Annotated in this window: 1 protein-coding gene; it reads right to left on the minus strand. The window is 51.2% G+C overall.

The genetic code is table 11. The features are described 5' to 3' along the window. Positions 1–1,969 (minus strand): hypothetical protein (locus VN105_RS18220; protein ID WP_325642959.1); only part of this gene is annotated, 1,969 nt, incomplete at both ends.

Genomic DNA, 1,969 nt, shown 5'->3' on the forward strand with positions numbered 1-1,969 from the left:
GGCCCATACTTCCAGGCCAGCTGCCACACCGGCAGGAGCTGCCTGTGCATTGGCGAAAGTGAAATATGCACCGTCGGGGAACTGATCACTGTTAAGCGTTACCAGTCCTCCTGCATTCAGCTGATACACTTTATCTCCTGCGCCGAAAGTTTCATCGTTGCTCACCAGCAGGTAGCTGGTACTATCTCCCGCCATCAGCCCCAGTGTGAGCTGGGTATTGGCCCAGTTGCTGCGGTCTGTTTTATAGATCCGCGCCATGCGCAGGGAAATATTGCCCAGGCCTGTAACACCCTGGGTATAGGTAGCCGGCTGACCATTATCGCTGAATGTAAAGAAAGAAAGATCGTTAGCGATACTACCGGAATTTTCAACGTTGGATGCGGCCAGGGTACTGCCCATCGCAATGATTACATTGGCGCCATCCAGCTGCGACCGACTTTGTTTCTGCAACAAGGTACCGTTATCATCCCTTCCGATACCGGTGATGCGTTCTCCGTAACCGGTGTTTTTAGACGCAGTCCACATCCGGGCAGTGCCATTGCTGCCCACGTAATCGGTGAGGGCGCCGGCTGCCGTTTTTAAAGTAAGGCCGTATTTCAGAGCCAGGTAGCTATTTACCTGTGCACGCTCCGTGGCGTTCAACATCCTGTTATACAGGATCAATTCGGACATGCGGCCACTGAAGATCGAGTTATGCCCTGCACCAATAGCGGAGTTCAGCGCTGTACCCCTGCCGAAAGTGACCGGGAAGGTAGTACTGCTGCCAATGGTTTTACCATCAAAACTCACTGCCCAGTTGCCGGGAGCGCTCCAGTTATTTAATATATGCGCCTTGTTCACATTAAAACCTGTTAATGCGTAACCGGGCCGTGTATTGGTACCGAAGTGCGTATAGTGGCTGCCGTTATACACATAGAACTGCTGGCCACCCGCTATAGTTGGGTCGCCACCAAATTCAAACGGGAAGCTTGGCGTGGTAGTAGTAGACGGCAGCGTAGTAGTTTGTACGGAGAATATTTCACCAGCAGTATAGCCTTCGGTGAATTTCGGTACACTGAAATAGTTATTGCCTATAAAGTTGATGGTCGGGTTGTAGTTGATGGGATTCTTTTCCCAGCCAACAGGTGCGTTGGCAAGGGCGAGCGGCCATTCCCGCTGCGCTGCCTGATCTTCCCATTTAATAATATTACCATCCACCACGGTAGCGCCGGCATCTGCTTTCACCCATGTTTGCAGATCAGTAGCTACCCCACCGGGGAACCGCTGCAGTTTACCGAAAGTAAAGAAGGCGCCATTGGCCAGGTCTGTACTGGAAACAGTAACCGTTCCGTTGCTGCTCAGTTTCAACTCGCGGGTAACAGTACCAAAAGCGGCGTTTGTGCTAATGAGCAGGTAATTGTTTTCCGAGCCACCGTCCAGTTGTAAGGTTACGGGCTGGGTATTATTCCAGGAAGCAGTTTTCTGCACCCGCCATACGCGGCCCATCCGGCTGTTGGCGTTGGTACTGGTTACTGCGGTGAAGTAATTGGTATTGCCTCCATTGTCGCTAAACACCAGGAATGATTTGTCCTGCGTAAAATTAGTTGCATTGGCGGCATTGGAAACAGCGATGGCATTTCCCAATGCTATCGTCACGATACCGGTATCCTGGCTCAGTGATTGTTTCTGGAGGAGCATACCATTATCATCGCGACCAATACCGGTGATACGCACAGCGTAACCTGTATTATCAGCAGCGGTCCATATTTGCGTGGCGCCGTCGCTGGCAATGTAATCCGTTTTGCCGGCATTGAGCGTAGTACCGTATTTCAACGCCATATATGATTCAATGCGCTGCATCTCTGTCGGCGTAAGATCGCGGTTATAAATGAATACTTCCGGAACGAATGCTTTTGTAAATTCCCCGTAAGTTGCTCCTCCAACATCCAGCGTCCATGCGCTGGCATCAGAAGTGGCGCCGTTTTTTAAC

This window comes from Chitinophaga sp. (assembly GCF_035564935.1).
Lineage (GTDB): Bacteria > Bacteroidota > Bacteroidia > Chitinophagales > Chitinophagaceae > Chitinophaga.